Source organism: Vibrio sp. 10N.239.312.C11, assembly GCF_041466065.1.
GTDB lineage: Bacteria > Pseudomonadota > Gammaproteobacteria > Enterobacterales > Vibrionaceae > Vibrio > Vibrio tasmaniensis_A.
In genome coordinates, this window is the sequence record NZ_JBFSRZ010000054.1 from 1 (window position 1) to 23,241 (window position 23,241).

Annotated in this window: 17 protein-coding genes and 2 pseudogenes; 5 read left to right on the forward strand and 14 right to left on the reverse strand. The window is 44.1% G+C overall.

Annotation, left to right across the window (positions count from 1 at the left end; translation table 11 throughout):
* Nucleotides 1–289: 289 nt before the first annotated feature.
* The 3 genes and pseudogenes from AB6D07_RS18690 to AB6D07_RS18700 form a co-directional block, all read right to left on the reverse strand.
* A pseudogene (locus tag AB6D07_RS18690) lies at nt 290–425 on the reverse strand (L-threonine 3-dehydrogenase); the annotation flags it as partial.
* 134 nt (nt 426–559) lie between these two features.
* Nucleotides 560–1,591, reverse strand: coding sequence for an L-threonine 3-dehydrogenase (gene tdh, locus AB6D07_RS18695; protein WP_004730216.1), 1,032 nt, complete (start codon nt 1,589–1,591; stop codon nt 560–562).
* A gap of 110 nt (nt 1,592–1,701) precedes the next feature.
* Nucleotides 1,702–2,895 carry a glycine C-acetyltransferase gene (locus AB6D07_RS18700; protein ID WP_017059545.1) on the reverse strand — a complete coding sequence of 398 codons (1,194 nt, stop codon included), beginning with the start codon at nt 2,893–2,895 and terminating at the stop codon, nt 1,702–1,704.
* A 488-nt stretch (nt 2,896–3,383) separates the two neighbouring features.
* On the opposite strand from AB6D07_RS18700, the gene AB6D07_RS18705 reads away from it, so the two are divergent.
* Together AB6D07_RS18705 and AB6D07_RS18710 are read left to right on the forward strand one after the other, a co-directional pair.
* A complete protein-coding gene (locus AB6D07_RS18705) occupies nt 3,384–4,316 on the forward strand; it encodes a LysR family transcriptional regulator (protein ID WP_017103903.1) in 933 nt (310 codons plus the stop codon).
* A complete protein-coding gene (locus AB6D07_RS18710; protein ID WP_017100639.1) occupies nt 4,316–4,699 on the forward strand; it encodes a VOC family protein in 384 nt (127 codons plus the stop codon). Before AB6D07_RS18705 ends, AB6D07_RS18710 begins: the two co-directional genes overlap by 1 nt.
* Nucleotides 4,700–4,773: 74 nt before the next feature.
* Here the strand turns inward: AB6D07_RS18710 and AB6D07_RS18715 are convergent, their stop codons facing one another.
* The 4 genes from AB6D07_RS18715 to AB6D07_RS18730 form a co-directional block, all read right to left on the reverse strand.
* Nucleotides 4,774–6,267: a PepSY domain-containing protein gene (locus AB6D07_RS18715; RefSeq protein ID WP_017103904.1), complete on the reverse strand. Its 1,494-nt coding sequence runs from the start codon at nt 6,265–6,267 to the stop codon at nt 4,774–4,776.
* A 111-nt stretch (nt 6,268–6,378) separates the two neighbouring features.
* Nucleotides 6,379–6,729 carry a hypothetical protein gene (locus AB6D07_RS18720; protein ID WP_017103905.1) on the reverse strand — a complete coding sequence of 117 codons (351 nt, stop codon included), beginning with the start codon at nt 6,727–6,729 and terminating at the stop codon, nt 6,379–6,381.
* Between the two features lie 326 nt (nt 6,730–7,055).
* Nucleotides 7,056–7,451 carry a cytochrome b562 gene (locus AB6D07_RS18725; protein ID WP_012600383.1) on the reverse strand — a complete coding sequence of 132 codons (396 nt, stop codon included), beginning with the start codon at nt 7,449–7,451 and terminating at the stop codon, nt 7,056–7,058.
* A gap of 182 nt (nt 7,452–7,633) precedes the next feature.
* Nucleotides 7,634–8,380 carry a phosphatase gene (locus AB6D07_RS18730; protein ID WP_009845603.1) on the reverse strand — a complete coding sequence of 249 codons (747 nt, stop codon included), beginning with the start codon at nt 8,378–8,380 and terminating at the stop codon, nt 7,634–7,636.
* Between the two features lie 278 nt (nt 8,381–8,658).
* On the opposite strand from AB6D07_RS18730, the pseudogene AB6D07_RS18735 reads away from it, so the two are divergent.
* Nucleotides 8,659–11,671, forward strand: a pseudogene (locus AB6D07_RS18735) (HD domain-containing phosphohydrolase).
* A 30-nt stretch (nt 11,672–11,701) separates the two neighbouring features.
* Here AB6D07_RS18735 and AB6D07_RS18740 read toward each other — a convergent pair.
* Nucleotides 11,702–12,721, reverse strand: a complete 1,020-nt coding sequence (locus AB6D07_RS18740; protein ID WP_029223104.1) for a DMT family transporter — start codon at nt 12,719–12,721, stop codon at nt 11,702–11,704.
* Between the two features lie 91 nt (nt 12,722–12,812).
* On the opposite strand from AB6D07_RS18740, the gene AB6D07_RS18745 reads away from it, so the two are divergent.
* Both AB6D07_RS18745 and AB6D07_RS18750 read left to right on the forward strand, forming a co-directional pair.
* The gene (locus AB6D07_RS18745) at nt 12,813–13,727 is read left to right on the forward strand and encodes a LysR substrate-binding domain-containing protein (protein WP_029223105.1); all 915 of its coding nucleotides are present in this window, start codon (nt 12,813–12,815) and stop codon (nt 13,725–13,727) included.
* Nucleotides 13,728–13,784: 57 nt separating this feature from the next.
* Entirely contained in the window at nt 13,785–14,105 is a 321-nt protein-coding gene (locus AB6D07_RS18750) for a heavy metal-binding domain-containing protein (protein WP_004730185.1), read from the forward strand.
* Between the two features lie 100 nt (nt 14,106–14,205).
* Here AB6D07_RS18750 and AB6D07_RS18755 read toward each other — a convergent pair whose 3' ends face one another.
* The 6 genes from AB6D07_RS18755 to AB6D07_RS18780 form a co-directional block, all read right to left on the reverse strand.
* Nucleotides 14,206–15,462, reverse strand: a complete 1,257-nt coding sequence (locus AB6D07_RS18755; protein WP_372091212.1) for a peptidoglycan DD-metalloendopeptidase family protein — start codon at nt 15,460–15,462, stop codon at nt 14,206–14,208.
* A 147-nt stretch (nt 15,463–15,609) separates the two neighbouring features.
* Nucleotides 15,610–16,449 carry a tetratricopeptide repeat protein gene (locus tag AB6D07_RS18760; RefSeq protein ID WP_009845608.1) on the reverse strand — a complete coding sequence of 280 codons (840 nt, stop codon included), beginning with the start codon at nt 16,447–16,449 and terminating at the stop codon, nt 15,610–15,612.
* 129 nt (nt 16,450–16,578) lie between these two features.
* Nucleotides 16,579–18,363 carry an ABC transporter ATP-binding protein gene (locus tag AB6D07_RS18765; RefSeq protein WP_017103908.1) on the reverse strand — a complete coding sequence of 595 codons (1,785 nt, stop codon included), beginning with the start codon at nt 18,361–18,363 and terminating at the stop codon, nt 16,579–16,581.
* The gene (locus AB6D07_RS18770; protein WP_017100648.1) at nt 18,357–20,120 is read right to left on the reverse strand and encodes an ABC transporter ATP-binding protein; all 1,764 of its coding nucleotides are present in this window, start codon (nt 20,118–20,120) and stop codon (nt 18,357–18,359) included. The genes AB6D07_RS18765 and AB6D07_RS18770 overlap by 7 nt, the downstream gene beginning before the upstream one ends.
* 223 nt (nt 20,121–20,343) lie before the next feature.
* Nucleotides 20,344–20,877: a hypothetical protein gene (locus AB6D07_RS18775; protein WP_017103909.1), complete on the reverse strand. Its 534-nt coding sequence runs from the start codon at nt 20,875–20,877 to the stop codon at nt 20,344–20,346.
* A gap of 12 nt (nt 20,878–20,889) precedes the next feature.
* Nucleotides 20,890–23,001, reverse strand: a complete 2,112-nt coding sequence (locus tag AB6D07_RS18780; RefSeq protein WP_372091213.1) for an LruC domain-containing protein — start codon at nt 22,999–23,001, stop codon at nt 20,890–20,892.
* Nucleotides 23,002–23,241: the final 240 nt, after the last annotated feature.

The window sequence follows — 23,241 nt, forward strand, 5'->3', positions numbered from 1 at the left end:
TAAAAAGTCAGAGAGCCACGGTTAATGAGTGATTGGTTGTATTGCTTCCAGTTGGTTGTTTTATAAAAAGGTTTAGGAATAGGGCTACGAGAGAGTGGACGTAGCTGATCAGATCGTAGGTTCTGGATTTAGTTCCACTGAATTACGCAACAAAGCCCCTCAATCCATTAGAGAATTAATGGCGACAAAGTGGCGGTAGACACTGTAAACGACCGTTATTTAGCTGTTTTATTCGTAAAAAAGGCGACAATTTTCACTGTCGCCTTTTGCTATTTAGAGCCTAATTTTTCTATTCCCAATCAAGGAAAACCTTGCCAGAAAGCCCCCTACGTATAGCATCGAAGCCAGCTTGGAAATCATCAATTTTAAAGTGATGAGGTAATGATTGGTGATAGGTCTAACCCTGATTGAATCAAACTTGCCACTATATGCGAAATAAAAAATAACTAATAAATATCAATTAGTTAAATTATTTATAAATTAAATATGGCTACAGAGTGGCGATAAAAAAGGCAACAGTTTTACCTGTTGCCTTCTAACATTCAAAACTGGTAGTAACCTACTCCCAGTCTAAAATTACTTTACCTGACATACCAGAGCGCATCATGTCGAAGCCTTTCTGGAAGTCGTCCACTTTGTAGTGGTGAGTAATGATTGGTGTTAGATCTAGGCCTGATTGAATCAAAGAAGCCATCTTGTACCAAGTTTCGAACATCTCACGACCGTAGATACCTTTGATAACCAAGCCTTTAAAGATTACTTGGTTCCAGTCTACTGCCATGTCTGATGGTGGAATACCTAGTAGAGAGATCTTACCGCCGTGGTTCATGTTAGTCAGCATGCTATTGAACGCAGATGGGTTACCAGACATTTCTAGGCCTACATCGAAGCCCTCAGTCATGCCGAGATCAGCCATTACGTCTTCAAGCTTCTCTTCCATTACGTTTACTGCGCGAGTTACACCCATTTGACGAGCAAGGTCTAGGCGGTATTCGTTTACGTCAGTGATTACAACGTGACGAGCACCAACGTGCTTAGCAACAGCAGCAGCCATGATACCGATTGGACCAGCACCAGTGATTAGCACGTCTTCGCCTACTAGGTCGAAAGAAAGCGCTGTGTGTACTGCGTTACCAAACGGGTCAAAGATTGATGCTAGATCGTCAGAGATTTCTGCAGGGATCTTAAATGCGTTGAACGCAGGGATCACAAGGAACTCAGAGAACGCACCAGTGCGGTTTACGCCAACACCGGTTGTGTTACGACAAAGGTGAGTACGGCCGCCACGACAGTTACGACAGTGACCACATGTGATGTGGCCTTCACCAGATACACGGTCGCCGATTTCAAAACCACGAACTTCTTGGCCGATGCCAACAACTTCACCCACGTATTCGTGACCTACCACCATAGGTACTGGAATTGTGTTTTGTGACCACTCATCCCAGTTGTAGATATGTACGTCTGTACCACAAATTGCAGTTTTCTTAATACGAATTAGAAGATCATTATGACCCATTTCAGGTTTTTCAACCTCGGTCATCCAGATGCCTTCTTCAGGCTTAAGCTTAGAAAGTGCTTTAATTTTCATAATGTTATCCAGTTCATCTCGCCTAACAGTAAGGCGAGAATCAAAAATCTATATGTTCTATTGGGTGTTGTTTTATCTAATCAAAGGATGCTAAAGGCAACCCTTTAAAATTAGATGATAGCCATGTCTTTACCAACTTGGATGAACGCATCGATTGCACGGTCTAGTTGCTCACGAGAGTGTGCAGCAGACATTTGCGTACGGATACGAGCTTGGCCTTTTGGTACTACAGGGAATGAGAAACCTACCACGTAGATGCCTTTCTCTAGTGCGCGCTCTGCGAATTCAGCTGCTACTTTTGCATCACCCAGCATAATTGGGATGATTGCATGATCAGCACCGCCCATAGTGAAACCAGCTGCTTCCATGCGAGTACGGAAGTGAGCAGAGTTTTCCCATAGTTGAGTACGTAGGTCGCCAGATTCCGCTAGAAGATCTAGAACGCGAATAGACGCAGATACGATTGCTGGTGCAACAGAGTTAGAGAATAGGTATGGACGAGAACGCTGACGTAACCAGTCGATCACTTCTTTCTTACCAGAAGTGTAACCGCCTGAAGCACCACCCATTGCTTTACCAAGCGTACCTGTGATGATGTCGATACGGTCAACAACGTTGTGGAACTCGTGAGTACCTGCGCCGTTTTCGCCCATGAAGCCCACTGCGTGAGAGTCATCAACCATCACTAGTGCGCCGTACTTATCAGCAAGGTCACAGATAGCAGGAAGGTTAGCGACTACGCCGTCCATTGAGAACACGCCGTCAGTTACGATAAGCGTGTGACGAGCGCCTGCTTCTTTAGCTGCGATAAGTTGTTGCTCTAGCTCTTCCATGTTGTTGTTCGAGTAACGGAAGCGCATTGCTTTACATAGACGAACACCATCAATAATAGATGCGTGGTTTAGAGCATCAGAAATGATTGCGTCTTCTTTGCCTAGAATCGTTTCGAATAGGCCAGCGTTTGCATCAAAGCAAGATGTGTAAAGGATAGTGTCTTCTTTACCAAGGAACGTAGATAGCTTTTGCTCTAGTTCTTTGTGAGAGTCTTGAGTACCACAGATGAAACGTACTGAAGCCATACCAAAGCCGTGCTGATCCATACCATCTTTAGCTGCTTCGATAAGAGCTGGGTGATTAGCAAGACCTAAGTAGTTGTTTGCACAGAAGTTTAGTACTTCTTCACCAGTCGAGATAGAAACCGCTGCTTTTTGTGCAGAAGTGATAATGCGCTCAGACTTGTAAAGACCTTCTTCTTTAACTTCTTCGATTTGAGTTTGAATCTGTTGGTAAAATGCAGAAGACATTGTCTATTCCTTCCTAATTATTATTCAGCAGCATCGCGCGCCGCATTATGTAGGGGATGTAAACGATTTCAATTCGATCATTTACACTGTAAAACTTATACCCCTATTCTAGTTGAACATCCCCTTCTCGATTATCCCTTTAGTTGGAAAAACATTAATGAATCACAGGCACGAATAATGATTCATCCCAGTGACACAGGGCACATAAACGCGTCTTACCTGCTCTTTTTAACGTCAAGTCCCCTTCCGTTTGTGTCTAATTTCACTTTCATATCAGATCTCTATTTTTCATCTCAGAACGATATGGTGATGATTATCCGCTTCTCTTAGAATGTGCATCAGCAACTCCGCTATACAGATAAGCTACAAACACATCAATCTATCAGAGCAATCACGCTAAGCAATTAATGAAATTGATTCACAAATCAGAAGAGATCACTCACAATTGTCAATAAGCTCACCGTTGCAACTAGCCCAACTGGATACTTATGATTAACCCAAAACTCATCGCCCTACTTCCCGATCTCGCCTCGTTTATCTTAGTTGTGAATGAAGGTAGCTTTACCGCTGCAGCAAAGCAGTTAGGGGTGACACCCTCAGCGTTGAGTAAATTGATCACACGTCTAGAAAAAGCGCTCTCAGTAAAGCTGTTCGAGCGAACCACCCGTACTCTTATCATCACGCAAGCAGGTCAACTGGTTTACGATCAGAGCGTGGTAATGATTAATGCGGCGCAACAAGCGGTTGAGTTGTCGACATCTGACCATACCGAACCTGCTGGATCGATAACGGTAGCAGCCCCTGAAGCCTTCTTGAACTCGGTTCTACAGCCTTTTGTTGCACCATTCTTAAATCAGTACCCTGAGATCCAACTTAAGTTAAGAGCGGCTGATGGCGACATTGACATATTACGTCAAGGTATCGACATTGCTTTTCGCCTTACCGATAAGCCCGACGAAAGTTTGGTATTGAAAGCATTAGGAAAAACAAATCTCGTGTTGTGTGCAAGCCCTAGCTATTTAGAAGCGAAAGGGATTCCTCACCACCCTACGGAGCTGTCTGAACACGATTGTTTGTATCTTGCGGAAACAGATAAAGACCACATTTGGGACTTTCTAAAAGATGATGAGTTTCACACCGTTCCCGTCAGTGGGCGTTACGCTGTAAACCATTCTCAAATGCGACTTAAAGGCGTGAAAGAAGGGCTTGGCGTCGGTATATTCCATGACTTCGTGATTCAAGATGCATTGGCTGAAGGTTCTGTCGTACAAGTATTAGAAGATTGGACCATCAAGAGTAACTACCATGGCGCTATCGCGATGCAGTTTGCTCAAACCAAGTATATGCCTGCTCGCCTACGTGTGTTCATTGATTACGCGATGGAGCACTTGGGTGAAAAGTTGGCAGGAGAAATCAACTAATGCTTAGGGGAATACACCACACCGCGATCATCTGTTCAGACTACGAAATCTCTAAACGGTTTTACACTGAGATTTTAAAGCTAGAAATTATTGCAGAGAATTACCGCGAAGCACGCCAGTCGCACAAGCTCGACTTGGCACTGCCCAATGGTGCACAAATAGAATTATTCAGTTTCCCTAACGCACCTGAAAGACCAAGTTTTCCTGAAGCCCAAGGGCTAAGACATCTAGCTTTTTGTGTTGATGACGTTCAACAAGTCAAAAACTATTTGGAAGCACAAGGAATCGACGTCGAACCGATTCGTGTTGATGAGTTTACGGGGAAATCATTTACGTTTTTCGCAGACCCAGACGGCCTGCCACTAGAGCTTTATCAAATCTAAAGTCTTGTTGATAAAAAACACCTTAATAACAAAACGGACCTTCTCAATGTCGAAAAGGTCCGTTTTTGATTCAATTAGCTCAACGCCGTTTTGAATTTCTCAATACGTGAGAAAAGCAACCAGTCCAAGAGCATCGCAGCCACAATCGTTGCCCCCGCTAAAGGAAATAGTACCGAAATAATTATCACAGTCACCAAGCCTGCTTTCCATAAGCCAGCATCACCAAACTTAGGTGGTGTACCGAGCTTGCGTTGGCCTGACGGTCTGCGCTTCCACCACATCACACCGCCAGTCACTGACACAACGATAAACGCCAAACAGAACAAGGCATTTAGAAGCTTATTGATGATACTGATGTCACCTTGGTGCAGAGAAATACCAACAGCTAACGTCTTGGCTATGAAGTTATAATCTTGCCAGGACACCTCACCCAGAATACGGCCTGAGTATTGGTCTAGATGAGTAGTTCGATCTTCCCTAGGGTCAATAATGTCGCCGCCCATAGTATTGGCCGTGATGGTGTAGACACCCGTTTCAGTACGAGGGAAGTTAATTCGATAGTAAGTAAAGCCGAGTTCATTCGCTTTTTGAACCACTTGCTCAAGCGGAATGCTTTCTCCAGAAGCGATATGGTGACTGTGTTCGTCACTCATTGAAGAGTGATCGTGCGACTCTGGAAGCGGAGTTTGCTCTAAGTTCCAAGGGTATTCCTCTTCCGAGCCGTGATTTAACGAGCCGTGTGTTTGCTGAGACAAAGGGACATCATCCCACATCTGAGCTGGGAAACTACTCCAAGCCTGAACCATCTTACCGCCCCAAAAGCCTGCCCAAGCAAGCCCAGACAATAAGAACATCAGCAACACTAAAGACAGAGTACCACCAAGGTTTGCATGCAGGTCACGCATAAAAATGCGAGATCCAGAAGAAATGCGGATCTTCAAAAAGCCTGCTTTTGTGGCATTGTCGCGCGGCAACCATAGATAAATACCACTCACTAATAGCAAAATAGATAAGCTGGTCGCTACTTCAATCAGGTAATCTCCCCAATCCCCTAACAGTAGAGTGCCATGAATGTCGTTCGCCAGCTGATACCAACTATCACTGCGAGGGATTTCACTGATCACTTGACCAGTATTGGGGTTCACGGTTGCAAATACTGACCGACCATCGACCAAGTTCACAGAGAAGCGGTTAGGTAAATCTGTAGATCTAGCGGTAATAAATTGAGTCGCTATTCCTTCTGGATATCGCGATTTAACGGCGGCGAGCTGGTCTTTAATTGGGATGATGCCGCTTGAGCTCACACCACTCTGCATCACTAGTGCTTCTGGGTATAGAGCGGTCTCAAGTTCATCATCAAACAGCATCACCAAACCAGTAATACTCAACATCAACATAAATGGGATAACGAATAGCCCGGCATAGAAGTGCCAGCGCCAAGTGAGGAAGTAGAGAGTTTTATTGCGGTCTTTGCTTTTTATATTGGTTTCCGAACCAGTTGTTGCACTGCTTGTAGACTGCGAAGTTGCTTGTGCTTTCGCAGATCTTTGAGATTCATTTCTCAACATTATTATTTCCTTTGACACACGCAAACATACCTTCTGAAAAATCAGAAAGTAATCTGAGCATGTTTAACTTTACTTAATACTTTATTTTTTAATTATTTTAGTGGGTTAGGTTTAAGCAATATCAAAGGGAGGGCCGCGCGGGGCTTGTCTCGTGTAGCGTTCGCTTAGAGCCAAAAAAGCGTAGCTGTCTGAGACAATAGAACTCAGTCGAGTTGTCAGTAGTGTAGTTGGAAGTTCGTCTTGGTGAAACGTGGAAAAATGGCTAAAGGGACACGGCTTTCCTTTGTGAGTATTAGGTTCACCTTCTTCAATTTGAACCAGTTCAAAGCCATTGACCGTACATAACGACGCCCATACTCCCACACTATTACCATGAGCATTGATAACAGGCATTAATGTCACCAGCACCCAGCTTAATGCTGTAGCAAGTAACATGGAGAAGTTGAACGAAGTTCGGCGCATTATTCCAAATCTTTATAAATTTCCCTTATTATGAGGGACTTGGAATATAGGTAAACGTAAAGATTAACAGCAAGTTAAAAAATTGAAGCTAACGCACACTCTTTTTAGTTAAAAACTGGTTACAACCAAAGAGCCAAAAGAATGTTACGCGTCTATTAGCAGTAAAATGTCTAGAAAAATAGCAGTAAACTGTTTAGAGAAACGACAATAAAAAACGCCGCCTTACACCTTCCCCTAAAGAGGGTAATGTAAGACAGCGTTTTAGAAATCGAATCTTGAGGTTTTGCTCTTTGTTACGTATCTAGCAAACTCAATTGATTAGAAAATTAACCGAAGATCTTGCTCCAAATGCTTGGATTACGCTTCTCATGGTACTCTTCACGAAGGCCGTCAATAGTACGAAGTTCCTGCTGTGCCGACTCTAAGTCACCTTGGTCTAGCTTCTGCTCAATGCTATCCAATGATGCACTGATCTTTTTGAAACCTTCCATGAAGTTATCTTCTTTCTCTATTGGGTAAACACCCGTTTTGAGCTCTGCCACTAGCGTATCTAAACGAACGATAGGCTTTTGCATCTCTTCAATGCTTTGAGCTTCTGCCGCTTGTTTGAACGCAAGCTTCATTTCTTGCATGTTTTTCTTAAGGTCAACATTAGCAAATGCGTTGCCAGACAATACTGAAGCAGCGATTAAGCCAGATAAAAGGATTGAGCGAGTTTTCATTATTTCTCCAAGTGAAGCGGTGTCTTTGAAGTTAGAGCCATCATTATTGTACTGTGGCACTTCGACTTTATTATTTTCGGTTAGTGTATACAAAAATCCGTCGGGCACAAAAATTGATTGTGTCGAAATGCAAACTAGCTAGCTAACCAATGACTAAAAAGTATAAAGTACCGGACAAACCATCACTCAAATACCGAAAACTCGGCAATCGATTGACGACCACGTAATACCAAAAAGGCTAGGAATTGCTGTGGTGAATGGGTAATCACTTTACTCGAATCCACGCCCACCTCACCAAGTAGTGAAGACACGAGATCCAATCCACCCACATCTATGCAGAAATGCGCATCGCTACCTGTCGTAATAAACGCACCTTTCGCTTTAGCAATTCTTGCGATCTCGTAACAACGATCAACACTGCCAACGCGGCTATTGCCTTTAAGCGTGGTGTTATTAATTTCGATTGCTACGTTATGTTCCGCCGCACATTGAATCACAACTTCAAAATCGAAATCAAAATTTGGGTTGCCTAAATGACCAAGTGCATCAACACGACCGCCTTTAATCACATTCAACAATGCTTCTGTATGAGTAGCAACATCCGACGGGCGAAAAACGGGCTCGTGGAAGCTGGCAATCACCCAATCTAGATTCTTATCCACACTCGGATGAATGTCGATTTCACCCTGTGTGTTCATGATGTTTGACTCGACACCTCGAATAATAGCGACATCTTCAATAAAACGAGGGAGCACACGTTGGTTACTGAAAAACCAATAGTGTGGCGCGCCCGGCATAGACTCGGAATGGTCGGTCGTACAAAACATAGCTAAACCGTTTTGTTTTGCCGATTTTGCATTCTCGATCAACGTGCTGTAAGCATGACCACTTGCGTATGTGTGGGTGTGGGTGTCTACTTTTAGTTCCATGAATCAATGCCCTCTTCGCTCGGTCAAAAAACGTGCTTAAGAAATGAGTGCTTAATAGCAACAATTCGACCAGTTTATCAGTTGAAAGTGACAATTAGCACCCAAACATAAAGGTTTATTAGGTATTCATTTACACGACACGGGAATACGTGGCTACCAGAAGACGCTAACGCTTTTCTTATCTAAGTAAAATCGATCATACTCGGTAATTACGCCAATTTTTTGCAACCTACCCAAGTTCGTCAATACTTAAACCAGTCTACAAACTGGAGTGTTAGATGAGAAGAAGACGATATCCGCTGAGTATCCACATCACTAGCCTTTTCTTAATTTTGACCACTCTTGTCGGTACCGTACTGATTTCGATAAGTTATCGGCATTCTCAAGAACTGCTTTTAGGCACAGTGCGCGAAGTCAGTAATGAACATCGCGATAAACTGGAATCGGTATTTAAACAAGCTATTGCCCCAGTCATCACAACCTTAAACGTGATGGCAGTGAGCCCGTTTGTTGCTCATCAAACCTCCTCCGTCGAAAAAGAATCTTGGCTTGCTTCGGTCGATATCATCTTCAAACAAAATACCAATTTAGTCGCTCTGTTCTATGGCTCTGAAGATGGTGACTTCAGAATCTTTCGCCCTCTGAGTTCCATTAAACAGAGAGCCGACAACAACGCTCCCGCGAAAGCGACCATGATGGTCAGCAGCACCAATCTAGATGGTGAAAACTTTATTACCTTTCTCGATGGCGCACACCAAGTGATCAGTACCCGACAAGCCGAGAGTAAGTTCAACCCCACGACTCGACCTTGGTTTCGTAACGCAAAGCCTGACGGCTCAATACAACTCTCTGAGCCCTACCTGTTCTATTTCTTGCAAACCAATGGCATCACGCTTTCTAGACGTTCTTTGGATGGCAAGCATGTCGTTGGTGCCGACTTCACGTTGAAATCTCTCTCTTCCCAGATCAGTGAATTGGCCTACTCTCCACAAACCCGACTCGCTCTGTTCGATCAACATTTCAATCTTCTCGGCCAACATCAACTTGATCTATCAATTCCCAAGCTTACCTCCCAGCCTAACAACACAAGTAAAACTGAGAAAACGAATAACCAAACGACGGGGAAACTCTCTGGCAGTGAGCAAGACCAAAGCTTCTTTAATGTGCCCAAACGTGAACAGTTGGAAGCATTGAAAGCATCCGTCATAGCACCACTTATCTCCGACGAGGAGAAATTAAACCTCAACCTAAAAAACGTTGAATACAACCTAAACACTTGGGCATTAACACTAACGCCTGTTGAGCTCACTCAGAATGTCACTTTATATTTGGCAGAGGCTACGCCACACAATGAGTTGCTCTCTGATCTTATCTCGATGCGTGACAAGCAAGTCGCCGTCGCGATTGGGATGTTGTTCATCTGCTTCGCTATCGTATGGTTTGTCGCCAATCGTTTGTCTCAGCCGCTTAATACGCTGATGCAACTCACCGACAACATCGCACGATTTGACTTCAGGCGAACTCATTATCCCAAAAGCATGATTCAAGAAGTGGCTAACCTCGCCCACTCAATTGAGCTGATGGAACACACACTTCATGATCTGATTACACTACTTCGAGACACGGCCGGGAATCAGGAATTTTCGATATTAGCCAAAAATATCGCTCATCAAAGCTATTTGATTACCAAAGCAGAAACCATCGTCCTCTTCACTCAATCAAAAGAGAAAGACGTGTTTGATACGGCAGCTAACCTTGCCATTCTCCCTTTTAAAGCCGACATCAATGACTTCATCAAGCACACCCCTTGGTTGCTGTGCCAGCTTAAATCTGGAGAAACCATCCACTTAAACCGAGAAGACAATGTTCTCAACTATTACCAAGATTCGATCTTCAATTCAGATCTGTACCTGTTTCCACTATTAAACCGTGAGAAGTTGTTGGTGGGTATTGTTGCAATTGGCTATGAAAGACCAATCACCAAGATGCAGGCAGACAAACACGCATTTTTGAGGGAGCTACTGAGCTTTGCTGAAATCGCTAAAGACAACATTGACCAAATGCAGCAACAGAAAGACATGCTCAATGCCTTTATCGAGTTAATAGCATCTGCGATTGATACCAAATCCCCATACACTGGCGGTCACTGTCAGCGAGTACCCGAACTGACCAAATGGTTAACCCAAGCGACTATAGATGACGACCGTTACTACCCGCAGTTCTCGCTTGATAATAAACAATGGGAAGAACTCATGCTGGCTGCTTGGTTACATGACTGTGGGAAAGTCACCACACCTGAGTATGTCGTAGACAAAGCGACAAAATTGGAAACCATTTACGACCGAATCCACGAAGTGCGAATGCGTTTCGAACTGTTAAAACAACAGGCTGAAACCGACTACTGGAAAGCCATAGCGAACGGAGCGCTTCAAGAGGATCAGCTTAAGATCCTCGAACAAAGCTTGTCAGAATTGGATGAAGAATTTGCCTTCGTTGCTGAATGCAATCTTGGTGGAGAGTCGATGACGGACGAACAACTAGAACGCTTAGACCGAATAGCCAAGCGCCAGTGGAAACGAACACTCGACGATCAGCTAGGGTTATCTTGGTCTGAAAAAGCGAGATTTAACACGCAGCAAGATCCGGCTGAAAAAGATGAAATTGAGCCAAGAATCAAAGACCAAACGCTGCCCGTGATGGAGCCACTACTTGCTGATAAACCCGAACATAAAATACCTTGGGATAATGGCTTTAACCCAGCCAACGTGTGGCAAGAAGCGTTTGTACTCAAACCTGGTGAAGTCAAGTACAACCAAGGTGAATTGCACAATTTGAAAGTACGTCGCGGTACCTTAACGCTTCATGATAAACGACCATATCATTCAAACCTTCACCATGCTCAACAAGCTACCTTATCCATCTTATCTCAAGAACATTCCTGACATTGCCAGCGGACACCACGAACGTATCGATGGCAAGGGTTACCCGAGAGGCTTAAGCGAAGACCAGTTACCTTTGCCGTCTAGAGCGATGGCCATTGCCGATGTATTCGAAGCGCTCACCTCCAGTGATCGCCCGTATAAGAAAGGAAAACTCCTAAGCGAATCACTCAACATCATGACCGACATGGCCACCAGCGGTCATATCGACCCCAAGCTGTATTTGCTGTTTTTGGAAAACAAAATCTACGACAAATACGCTGAGCGATTCCTAGAGACTAAACAGCGTTGCGAGATTAAACCAAACGAACACATCGACCGAGTAAAAGAGTACATTCGTTCATTGTTCTAGGCTTTTGTCTGCAATCTTCAGCCTCAATGTTTAGCTTTTAACGGCAGAGTCCAAAACCGCAGCATCTGCTACAACCACAGCAGATCGAGGTGTTTGCTTGGCTTTTGCTTTGCTGTGTCTTTTAGCCAATAGAGTATTGGTTATGCTCGCCACGACTATCAAATTGATGCCGATTAACTGCTGAGATGAAAACACGTCATCAAAGAACAAGCTCTGCCATAACGCACTGAACAGCATGTTAGTAAAAATTAGCGGTGCCAACTGAGAACCGCTGTCTGCCAACTTGTACGCTTTCGAGCGGAAAATTTGCGTATTAATGGTAAATAACGCCAACCCAAAAGCACCAAGCGCAATCCAGCGTAAACCTTCAAAAGATAGCAAACTCGATAAGGTTCCATTGTCCGCAGCACTCTCCAGCATATCTGGATCCACAGATACTGAAGTAAACACAACCATTGGTATCACAATGATTGCCGCGACCAAGAACGTCCACGCGTTTAGCTCTGCGGGTGTCAGGCTAGTCTTGGATGCTCGATACAAACTCACTTGTGAACCCGAATTAAACACACCCGCCAATAATCCTAGCAACAACGCTGGCCTAAAGAACTCTGAGCCAAATTCAAACTGCGACCAATCCCCAGCCATCATCACTACGCCGACAAAGGTGACAACTAAACAAATCACTGTGGTTGTATGAATCTTGGTTCCAAACATTAATTTTTCTAACAAAGGAATGAACAGAGGGCCAGTGCTGAACAACACCACACCTTCAACGAGTGTTAGGGTCTGTAAAGACGTAAGGAAACACCACTGGCATGCAACCATAAAAATCGCACGCATCACTAAAGGTTTCCACATATCGAGTGAAGGTTTCGTGATTTTGTAAAACATCAAAAATAAGAATAAAAACAGGCTGGGTAACAAAAATCGCACGAAACTCAAAAATGAAACGGGCATTGATACCGATAGATACTTGGCCATTAAGCCACTTAAAGACAAACTGAACGTCGACAACAACATGAAAGCCGTCGCCTTGGTAATATCAGACATAATTATCACCTCCTATGACAGTTATTTTAGAGGCGTGACGTGATGAAAAATAGCGAGTAATATTAACCACAACTGTAAGGAAAACTTACCAATAAAGAAACTCGTTCCACTTAAATCCGTTTATGCTTTCATTGCTGTAGCCGAAACAGGCAGCATGACCGAAGCCGCTCGCGTGTTGTACGTCTGTCACTCAGCAGTAAGCCAAGCGATAAAATCATTAGAGCAACTGGTCAATAAGCCGCTGTTCCAACGTGTGGGTCGTCGTGTTGTTCTCAATGCCGCAGGTAAGCGATATTATCGAAAAGTCGCACCCGCACTGGAACAAGTAATAGAAGCCACAGAAGAACTCGCCAAAACGCCTAACGACCACCGCATCACCCTCAACATGGTGAACTCACTCGCCATGCACTGGTGGATCCCGCGAGTTTCGGAATTCCAAAGCTTTGCTCCCTCTCTTGATATTCGTATATCCACGTTAACGGGCACTTTCGACATAGAGCAGGAAGGTGTGGACATCGCGCTGGTGCACGGTAAACCGAGCGAGTGGGACCGATATTACAGCGAAAAGCTCGGTGACGATGATCTGGTATTGGTGTGCAGCCCAGCACTATTGAAAAACCAAATGGGATTAAGCGTTGAACAACTGGTGAAACAAAACCCAACCATTGGTGTCTTCAACCCAAGAAGACAGCATGACTGGCAAGTGTGGTGCGATCATTACCAAATACCCATGCCGACGTTCCACAGTAACTTGACGTTCGATGTCTCGATTCAAGCCGTACAGGCTGCCATTCGTTCGCTTGGTGTATTAGTCACTCACCGCTTGTTTGTGAAAGATGACATCAGCCATGGCATGTTGGTCGAAATTAGTGAGCCAGTGGCTAACCCCCATCAAGATTTCTATTTCGTTTGTCCAAAAAACAAATTAAAACAAGAAAGTGTGCTAAAACTGAGAACATGGTTGAGGCATGAATTCACTCGCTCAGAGACAAAACTCAGCAAGTAACTAATCATCAAATAACTAATCAACTAGTAACAACTTATCTAACTTACAGAGGCCACTATGATTATTACCACCACACAATCTGTCGAAGGCAAACGCATTGTCGATTACAAAGGGGTTATTGCCGGAGAAGCCATCCTAGGGGTTAACGTATTCAAGGATATGTTTTCAGGTATTCGCGACTTCGTCGGTGGACGTTCTGGCACCTATGAAAAGGAACTGGAGAAAGCACGTAATTACGCATTCAAAGAGCTAGAGCAGAAGGCGATTGAAGCGGGTGCAAACGCAGTGGTTGGTGTCGATATCGATTATGAAGTCTTAGGAACAGGTAATGGCATGTTGATGGTATCAGCCAGCGGCACAGCAGTTGTCGTCGCTTAATCGAATCTGAAATTATGTAATTCCATAAATGCTTATTCCAACCTTCGGTTTGTTTATCACCAGAAGGTTGGAATAAGGATAAGCCGTGGCTAAAGTGAATTTAACTCGTTCTGCCTTCTTGCTCAGAGATGATCTCATCAAAAGAGGCAATTCGAGCAAGGAACGCCCCCTTGTCTTTCGGTAATATAGAGCTTGCCAAAGGCAGGTCTGCTTTCATCGCGTCGACCGCCCTTCCACGTACCAACACTTCAAAATGTAAGTGAGGCCCTGTTAAACGGCCTGTTGCACCCGACAACGCAATTTCCTGCCCACGCTTAATCTGTTGCCCTTTCTTAACCAAGAATCGACTCAAATGCAGATAACGAGTTTTGTAAACACTGTTATGTTCTATCACTATGTATTTCCCTGCGTATGGATGGTCACGAAGTGCCACAACCCTACCGTCTCCCGTTGAATAAACGGGTGAACCCACAGGTGTTGCGAAATCAGTGCCATTATGCGGCGATACACGTCCAGTCACAGGATGCTTTCGGAATGGGTTGAATGATGAAGTGATTCTTCGGAATTGTTTGTCTATTGGGTATCGATTGAAAGCTTGTTCAAGGCTATTTCCTTCTCGGTCATAGAAACGTCCATCCGCAGCAAGAAAAGCCGCCACTTCCCTATTTCGTAGCTTGATAGAAACCCCTTGCACTTCAGTCTTACCCGTTAAGTGATCTTCCGTGTATTGCTCTTTAACCAAAACATTAAAGCTGTCGCCAGCTCTGAGAGCTTTGGAGAAGTTAATTTTATCTTTCAGCGTTCGAGTGATATTGGCTATCTGGGCACTGGTTAAACCGGCCTTGTAAGCTGACGTGGAAAAACTACCCTGCACCGCACCTGCGTACAGTTTTTCTTTCCATTCCCCAGGAGTCTCGATGAACTGATAACTAAAACTACCGTCATCATTTTCTGTATAGACAGCTTGTTCAACCAAGCTCTCATGGTAAATCAATTCGACTAGCTGCTTAGAGTCACTATCCAACAACAACTCTAGATGATCACCAGGCTTGATCGTGTCCAGTTTCAGTGATTCTAGATCGGCCTCAAGTATCTTTTGAGCCGTTCCGTAAGGGAGTTTCCAAGAGGTAAATACATTACTGAGTGTATCCCCAACTTTGACAAAATAATGAACTCTTACCAGAGAACTTGACTCAACGTCTGAACTCGATGGCTTCTCATCAGCCGAAACCACACCTTGGTAAGGTGTAATTTTGATAGCGATGTCTTCTGGTGGTTCAGGAGAAAGAGAAAGACATAAAGCAAGTGAAAATGCGCTGATAGCAGTCACTATCAGGCCAGTGCGGAGGAACTTCATAAAAATACTTAACGGTTATCACAATGAACTTTTCAAATGTTATAACATAACAATTAATTCAATAAAATAAGCGAAATGTAAGAAACCGTTCCGTAAAAATGATTAAAAGCATAGTAAGCGTACGAAGCTCACCATGCCATTAAATAATTACTCTTCACAAAGCGCTTCAAAACGATCTAAGCCGCGTAGCATCTCAAAATCTGGCTCTTCAGCTAGCAACTCTCGCATTGAGCCACTGGCTTCGATAGAGCGCTCTAAGTCGTCGATTGCCTGACCTTCAGCACCTAATCTTGCATACGAACAAGCTCGTTGGTACAAGGCATGGGCATTTTGATCATCCACTTCCAATACACGATTACATAAGCTCATTGCCCAGTGGTATTCCTGCATGTCCATTGCGGCATCAGCTTTATAAGTGAGCGCCTCTAAATCACCAGGGCGGACTTTTAAGATCTCATCGTAAATCTCAATTTTTTGCTCGGCGGTTTGAGCATTTTGCGCTCTCAACCATAAGTTGTGTATTTCATTGATGATTTCGATTTCTCGGTTGTTCTCTGAGATAATTCGAGTCTTACGCTTTAGATCCCTTTCAAGAACGTTAAACTTCTTCTCGTACTCTTGAGCGATAGAATTCAATCGCTGGTCAGCCATTTCTTTGGTTGTGTGCTTGAGTTCTTTAAGCGATTGCCACCCAACTAATGCGATAAGTGAAGCGACACCCGCAATAATGTAGAAAAAATAGGTTACAGTCACGTTGGCGTAATTCAGCGATTTGTCCGCCACAGCGAGCTCACGGTCGGTCATCTGAATAGTCAAACGTCTTTCAAGATCTTGTTGGTCCATTCTTAGCTGCTTCAATTCATCCAAGATATAGCGTTCCATCAACGGTCGATCTAAATAGTCCAATTCTGAGTACTCAACCTCTTCGCTTGCAAAACTCATCGTGCTGAACACCGAGATAACTGCAATCAATAAGATTCGAAGCATTATACATTCCTTATATATTTCATCTTTAGGCTAACTGTATCTTGTAATAGTCATACAAGCTAGGAAGTCGACAAGTTTGGCTTATTCGTATTAGTTAATAGTTATTTATAACTCGATAGTCACTCACTTCTACAATCGACTCTTTCTACAATCGATTCCTCCAACCACCGACTCTTCCAACAATCCTGCATAAATTCCATTGTGTGCTATCAGCTGTCGATGGTTACCTTGTTCAACAATTTCACCCTTTTCCAACACAAGAATCGTGTCTGAGTGACGAACGGTACTCAAACGGTGTGCAATCGCAATCACGGTTTTTTCCTTAAACAGACGCTGCATTGCTTTTTGAATCAGGTCTTCGGTGATTGAATCCACCGAGCTAGTTGCTTCATCAAGCATCATCAGTTGTCCACCTTGTGCAACCGCTCTAGCGAACGAAATAAGCTGCGTTTGCCCCACAGATAGGTTGGATCCGTTCTTTTCTAAATGGAAGTCATAGCTTTGTGGCAATTGTTCAATAAACTTATCGGCGTACACATAGCGTGCTGCTTGTTCAACCTCAGTTCTAGATAGATGCGTTTTGCCCAGCGCGATATTGAATTGTATTGTCTCTTCAAACAAGTGCACATCTTGCATCATCATTGAGAACAAATGAGCAGAGTCTTCGCTTGAGATCTGCGACAGCTCTATTCCATTCAACAAAATGCTGCCTTCATAGTCTTGGTAGGTTTTAGAGATCAGACGCAGAACCGTCGACTTACCCGACCCCGTCGAACCCACAAGGGCGATTTGATGCCCTTTCTCCAATACAAACGAGACATTCTTTAGAACATAGGGAGAGTCGTCTTTGTAACGGAAGCTCACGTTCTTGAACTCTAGACTCACAAATTGTTCGAGCTGTTTTTCAACCTTGTTAGATGGCAGCAGGTTGCGTCCTTCCTCTTCAGTCGGCTCAACAAACAGCTCTTCAATATGGTCAAACGCTGCAAATGAACTCTGAATCGAAGCGATCTGCGAAGTAAAGTCACGGATCGGAACAAACACTTTCTCTAAAGTGTTGATGAACGCAATCAGCACACCCAAGGTGAGTGCCCCTTCTATCACTTGCTCAGAGCCATACCAGATCATAATCGCGATGGTGATAGAGGTGATGCCAGAGATAAACGAGAACAAAATCGCATCGTATTTATTGATCTTCTTCTGCGCTCTTAAAAACTCATCGGTATAGCCTTGGTAGCGTTGCTCGATTTGCTCTTCTGCTCGGTACATCTGAACGGTTTTCATGCCAAATAAGACTTCTTGTAAAAAGCCAATACCGCGAGCCAGCGAAGAACGAGTCACCTTATACAAAGCACGAAGTCGGTTTCTCACATACACAGTCAAATACATCACTGGCGGCATAATAATCAATACAATCATCGTTAACTGCCAATCAATAAAGAACATCATCACTAACAGAGCAATGGTATTGATGCTGTCTTTAACTAGCCCGACAACCGACTGAACAAACGTCTCGCCGATGGTTTCCAAATCACTGGTTAATCGTGAAAGCGTTACGCCAATCGGTGTGTTATCAAAATAGCTGCGTGGTAGTTTGAGCACACGAGCAAACAACACTGAGCGCATGTCAGTTATCGTGTATTGCCCGGTTTTACGCAGGTTGTACGAATAGGTGGTATCCACCACATAGCTCGCCACCAGCACGGCAACGAGATAGAAGACGTATTCGAGCAGACCATCCATATCCCCATGACTCAGGTGAACATCGATCACTTGAATGATCAGCCAAGGGAACAACAAGCTCGTGATGACAGAAAGAGGAAGCATAGCGATGCCCAGAATCGCAGAGCCTTTGTATTTCTTAGCAAACTTAAAAAAGTGCTTGAGGTACTTGAGATCAACACCTTTTAACATGCTGCTGCCTCCGTTTCATTCTGCTGTAACTGCCATGTATCGTAATAGTAATCGCACGTTTTCAATAACGTCGCGTGGTCGCCCTTCGCAATCACCTTACCTTCGTTCAACACGATAATTTCATCCATATATTCAAGGGCATTAACACGGTGTGAAACCACAAGTACCGATTGATTTTCCAAGTGCTTAAACAAGCCCTCTAAAATCTTACGTTCTGTTTCATAGTCGACAGCCGATAGAACGTTGTCCATGATGATCAGGTCGGTGGGTTGCAATAAAGATCGCGCAATGCTCAAGCGCTGTTTCTGACCACCCGACAACATGATCCCTTTCTCACCGACTAAGGTTTGGTCGCCATGCTCAAAACGTGTAACGTCATTGGCTAACTGACTCAGTTCTAAAACCTCATCAACCTGACTCTTTGCCAAGTCAGTATCTAAGCTACCGAAGCGGATATTGTCTTCGACGGTTGCAGAAAACAGATAAGGGTCTTGCGTCACGGTTTTCACGTAACGGCGCAAATCACTGCGTGAGAAGCTAGTGACATCTCTTTCGCCTAGGAAAACTGAATCTTCTGGTACATCCAAGTGATGGTTCAAGCAATTCACTAATGTCGTTTTACCCGCTCCGATTCCGCCTAGCACACCCACTTTCTTACCTGCTGGAATGTCAAAGCTGATGTCATCGAGAATCAGACGCTCTTCACCTGAATAGCTGAAGCTGAGGTTGCGAATAGAAAACGTTTTTCCCTTCAGAGATTCAACATCTAACTCAGTGAGCTTATCTTCATCAAGGTCTGGAATTTTTGCATTAAGAATGGTTTGTACACTTTGAATGCCGACCATGCCACGCTGATAAATGGTCGCGATTCTGCCAAGCTGCATCAATGGCATTGCGAGCAAAACCGAGTAAGTCAGAAAGGCAGTAATCTCACCAAGTGTGAGTTCCTGTCTCATTAACATGTAGCCACCGAGCCCAAGAATGATGATTTTCATCAGGTCATTGGCGTAGTCGAGTACTGGCATAAAGAAGACTTGAATACGTGTAATTTTAAGGCGGCATTCAAGTAATAACTGATTCAGCTTTTCAGTTTCAGCTTTCACCCAAGGTGACATCTGCTGGCTCTTAATCAAATCAATCCCAGACAGGTAACTCATTAGCTGAGCAGACAAGTTTTGTAGACGTTTCATGTGCTCTAAATGCAGCGTTTTCATACGCTTGAAGCCCACCCGAAAAATCACAAAAGCGATTGAGATAGGAATAATCGAATACAGTGTGAGTTCTGGCGATATACGCCACATATAAAGAGGTGTCAGCGATAGCGCGAGTAACGCATTGAAGAACTGAAGAAACCCCACACCAAACATCAGTCGGATGCCGCTAAGGTCATTATTCATGATTGAAATTAGTCGACCAGATGCAAAGCGTTCATGAAAGCTGCTCGGTAAGCGATTCAGCTTTTGTAGAAGTGTACTCTTTAGTGCTGCTTCTGTAATTCGCCCCGGATTAAGCGCATAGATACGAGACAGAATTCTCACCACCACCATGGCAACCGACATGCCGACCACGATCCAAACATAGGTTTGAAGCTGCTGATGGCCCGCTGTTGAAGCATCCTCAATAAGATCGATGGCAAGTTGGATATAACGAGGGATCTCTACCTGTAACCAGTTAACGAGAAAAATGAACACAATCGCCAGTAAGTACGAGGTGTGATTCATGCGTAAATAGTGGGCAACAAACTGTCTTTTATTCATAGTCTTCTTTGTTTAGGGCAGGCTCACCGAGTTTTGGTGATTTCGTAAAGCTAGAAACGAGCGTCACTTAAGTAAAGATACACCTAAAACACCGGATTGATAATATCACTCCATTCATTTTATACAGGTTATCTCAGGTCTCGATGTTAGAAAAATTCACAACAAAAGCGCCTAAAACAACGTTACCGCCTAAATAGCGGTAACGTTTGGTAGAAGATAAAGATTAAAGAATCACGTCTACATTATCGTCCTCAATATTTACAAGGAGTTTCACTTCACTTCCCATTGCCGACGGATACCAGACTTCAACCCATACTTTATCTACATGATTGGGTAAAAGGAGAGTTGTAGAGAACTCAATATCTTGATTGATTGGGCTCCTCAGCACTTGTGAGGTGTAATCAACAACATCACCATTGAACTCTGTATAAATACTCATAAAACCTCGAGAACTTTGCGAGCTTGCTACGTCAACGTTTACAGACACTTCTCTCTCCGTAGAAAAATCAAAACCTTCCGGTATAGATAACTCAGATGATTTAATAGACTGCGGTACCACTACTGGAGCAAGTGTCACCACGTTATTGCTACCAACGGTCGAATTACTCGGAGGAGTGACGGGGGCCGGAGCCGTAGTATTGCTCGGAGGAGCGACAGTACTTGGAGATGAAGCGGTACTATCACCTCCACCTCCGCCGCCACAAGCTGAAAGGAATACAAAGCCTACACCACTCAAAATTAGTTTGATTGTTTTCATAAATCCTCCTGATTAATCTTCCGTTGACCAAGTTTTGTTGGCGTTAGGGTTTTGGTACCACGTTGGTTTTGAAGCACCGCCTGATGTAGCCCACTCAGCAAACTCGGGGTACACCTCACTAACATCAATGTATTCTGATGGATGATTCCAAGGTGATGAAATTAAGATACCCCAAGGCATGTTTTGTGTCGTTCGGTAATATTTATCACTAGACGGGTCTGAATCATCTTGTGCAATACCATAGAAATCACTCACTAACGTGGCACGCGACGTTGGTGGGAAGTCCGCAGTATGGATTTCTAAGTCTTTCCCTGGCGATGTAGAGAAACTGTCACCATGGTAATAACCCGCTCCCGCACCAAAGATGAATGGGTCGAAGCCACTTAATGGCATCAGTGAACTCGCTGTGGGCTCGTTTCCAGAAGCAAACGGCAGAGAAATACTGAACGTCATTTGGTCAGCTTCTAAAGTCGGACTACAAGAAGGGTTAGTGCGGTGGAACATACACTCACCGTTAATCGGCAGATCATTTTTTAGGTTCAACGACGCGACAACAACGAGGTCTCCTCCTGGCGATGCAACACTTTTGTCTTCACCCGTAAACGGCGAAATATTTACCCGAGTCGCGCCATTCTTTTGCACTCGAGCCGTTTGAAGATCGACATCTGACTCATCGAAGCCATCAAGCTTCCATCCCAGTCCATTACCATAAGAAGCACCGTAGGCCATTATGGTTCCCGTAATATCCATTCGAAGCACTGCGTCCTCTTTACTTAAAATGGTGGTGCGGTAGTAAACCACAACGTCATTTAAGTCGAAGTCACCAACTTCTGGCCAATTATCTTCGAAGGCCGCTGTATAGTAATTCGAATGTTGAACCGTTGTGCCAGGATCCGTAACGTTAAACACGTAGTCCTCAACTTCACCATCACCAACATAACCGTCACTCGGAATGTTAGGGCTACTCGCTAAACGGAATCGAGTTTGTACGCTCCCAACGACAGCATCATCACCCACTCGAATAGGGACGACTTGGCTTCCATCTACAACAGAATGATTTTTTAATATCTGCTCGTCATCCTCAAAAGATCCATTCATATCCCAGTCAGCCCAAGCTTGCAGATAACCACTCCCCACAACGTTGACATTAATTAAACTGTCTAAGCCGACTTCAAGGTTCGTCAACAATGCAATTCCGTCATCATCATTTCCGCCAACATCCAAATCATCGCCGTTGGATGATGCACCAGGTTGGCCATCTGTATCGGCATCAACACTAGCACCTAAGTACAGTGTGGAAGATATCGCATGCTCAGCACCGTTACTCGCCTGCAACGTTCCATAACTATCAGGAGCGTCACCAAAATCAGATTCATCTGAACTTTCTATTGGCGTAGTAAACCCAGATAAGTCCCAGTTACCGTCAAATGCCGAGAAAATCGGGTTGGGGAAACTACTGCTACTGCTCGTAACCGTTTCAAATTGTAGAGTTACAATCGAGGTATTCTTGTAGGTGAATTTTACAGCACCGGAGGTGTCAGTTTCCGAATAGTTCGTACCTGGCCCGGTGAATAGAACCGACGTTCCATCGGCACTCTCTTCCGCCGTCAAACTCGCGCTAGCACTACCAAGTTGATAACTGTAGAAACCTTCACTTTTAAACACTCTTACTTGCTCCGACTGCACGGGTTCGCCATCAATGTCATAGCCAATCATGTCAAATTCGGGAAGTGTATAAGGCACTGAGAACGTACCTGAGAGGCCATCCGTACCATCATAAAATTCAAAGGTATAGGTTAGACCTGCAGAGCCCGCAGAGTTAGTTTGATAGAGAAAACCAATATCTCCTGAGGGTTGTGTTGCACCAACTTTGTAGTTAGGAGCATGAAACAAAAATGTCGCATCACCGAACACACTACTAGACACTTTGGCATCTATTGTTTTTCCATCATGTGTACCAACATTGAGGAAGTGCATCGACGATCCATCATAGGTTGGCCCAGCCCAGGAACTGCTGCCGTTCGTCGCCTCTACATGATTTGAAAAGTCCAGATCTACCGTCGTTGCATAGACAGGGACACTGGCAACGGCCGTCATAAGATAAATAACTTGCTTGTATTTCATGGTAAACCTCGACTTCTTCTTCGCATGAGCGATTTCCTTGAAAAGTGTGTGAACTCTGAACGGCAAGTTAAAGAAGCGTCTCAGTTAACTCTGAAACAAACTATTCGCATCTTCGTTGATTATGTTGATGCCGATAAAGCGAGCTGCTTAATACAAAGAAGCAAAAGAGAAGCCAAGTTTCCGATCGTTTTATAACCACCGTATAACATTGAAAAATAAGACTTATTTTTCTAAATTAAA

Excerpts from the sequence above, each read along its gene's own strand:
- AB6D07_RS18765 (WP_017103908.1), bottom strand. The coding sequence starts at position 18,363 with ATGTTAAAAGGTGTTGATCTCAAGTACCTCAAGCACTTTTTTAAGTTT.
- AB6D07_RS18725 (WP_012600383.1), bottom strand. The coding sequence starts at position 7,451 with ATGAAAACTCGCTCAATCCTTTTATCTGGCTTAATCGCTGCTTCAGTA.
- AB6D07_RS18760 (WP_009845608.1), bottom strand. The coding sequence starts at position 16,449 with ATGCTTCGAATCTTATTGATTGCAGTTATCTCGGTGTTCAGCACGATG.
- AB6D07_RS18730 (WP_009845603.1), bottom strand. The coding sequence starts at position 8,380 with ATGGAACTAAAAGTAGACACCCACACCCACACATACGCAAGTGGTCAT.
- AB6D07_RS18720 (WP_017103905.1), bottom strand. The coding sequence starts at position 6,729 with ATGCGCCGAACTTCGTTCAACTTCTCCATGTTACTTGCTACAGCATTA.
- AB6D07_RS18755 (WP_372091212.1), bottom strand. The coding sequence starts at position 15,462 with ATGAAGTTCCTCCGCACTGGCCTGATAGTGACTGCTATCAGCGCATTT.
- AB6D07_RS18750 (WP_004730185.1), top strand. The coding sequence starts at position 13,785 with ATGATTATTACCACCACACAATCTGTCGAAGGCAAACGCATTGTCGAT.
- AB6D07_RS18780 (WP_372091213.1), bottom strand. The coding sequence starts at position 23,001 with ATGAAATACAAGCAAGTTATTTATCTTATGACGGCCGTTGCCAGTGTC.
- tdh (WP_004730216.1), bottom strand. The coding sequence starts at position 1,591 with ATGAAAATTAAAGCACTTTCTAAGCTTAAGCCTGAAGAAGGCATCTGG.
- AB6D07_RS18775 (WP_017103909.1), bottom strand. The coding sequence starts at position 20,877 with ATGAAAACAATCAAACTAATTTTGAGTGGTGTAGGCTTTGTATTCCTT.
- AB6D07_RS18715 (WP_017103904.1), bottom strand. The coding sequence starts at position 6,267 with ATGTTGAGAAATGAATCTCAAAGATCTGCGAAAGCACAAGCAACTTCG.
- AB6D07_RS18705 (WP_017103903.1), top strand. The coding sequence starts at position 3,384 with ATGATTAACCCAAAACTCATCGCCCTACTTCCCGATCTCGCCTCGTTT.
- AB6D07_RS18740 (WP_029223104.1), bottom strand. The coding sequence starts at position 12,721 with ATGTCTGATATTACCAAGGCGACGGCTTTCATGTTGTTGTCGACGTTC.
- AB6D07_RS18700 (WP_017059545.1), bottom strand. The coding sequence starts at position 2,895 with ATGTCTTCTGCATTTTACCAACAGATTCAAACTCAAATCGAAGAAGTT.
- AB6D07_RS18710 (WP_017100639.1), top strand. The coding sequence starts at position 4,316 with ATGCTTAGGGGAATACACCACACCGCGATCATCTGTTCAGACTACGAA.
- AB6D07_RS18770 (WP_017100648.1), bottom strand. The coding sequence starts at position 20,120 with ATGAATAAAAGACAGTTTGTTGCCCACTATTTACGCATGAATCACACC.